2 tRNA genes are annotated in these 482 nt (G+C 50.4%); both read left to right on the top strand.

Annotation, left to right across the window (positions count from 1 at the left end):
• Positions 1-109: 109 nt before the first annotated feature.
• A tRNA-Ile gene (locus QCD69_RS22490) sits at positions 110-186 on the top strand.
• A 149-nt stretch (positions 187-335) separates the two neighbouring features.
• Positions 336-411, top strand: a tRNA-Ala gene (locus QCD69_RS22485).
• The last annotated feature ends 71 nt before the right edge of the window (positions 412-482 follow it).

Below are 482 nucleotides of genomic sequence, written 5' to 3'. Positions count from 1 at the left end.
ACCGTAGGGGAACCTGCGGTTGGATCACCTCCTTACCTGAAGATACCTTCGTGCGCAGTGCTCACACAGATTGTCTGATAGAAAAGTAACGAGCAGAAAAAACCTCTACAGGCTTGTAGCTCAGGTGGTTAGAGCGCACCCCTGATAAGGGTGAGGTCGGTGGTTCAAGTCCACTCAGGCCTACCAAATTTCATCTCATGCGGCGTTATGCGCGCGGTCGTTTACCCAGGTAAACTTCCCTTCCGCATGCCTTGCCTGAGAAGAAATTATGCTTCCCTTAAAAGAAGCGTAACTCGCGGTTGAGTGGTAGTAGACGGTCTCTGCAGTAACTGTATGGGGCTATAGCTCAGCTGGGAGAGCGCCTGCCTTGCACGCAGGAGGTCAGCGGTTCGATCCCGCTTAGCTCCACCATGCAGTTTACAAAAACTATCTCAAAACTGACTTCACAGTCACGTTTGAGATATTTGCTCTTTAACAATCCG

The sequence above is a fragment of the Erwinia sp. PsM31 genome (genome assembly GCF_030433775.1).
Classification (GTDB): domain Bacteria; phylum Pseudomonadota; class Gammaproteobacteria; order Enterobacterales; family Enterobacteriaceae; genus Erwinia; species Erwinia aeris.
Note: the sequence above shows the minus strand (reverse complement) of the source record. Positions and strands in the feature narration are given on the sequence as shown.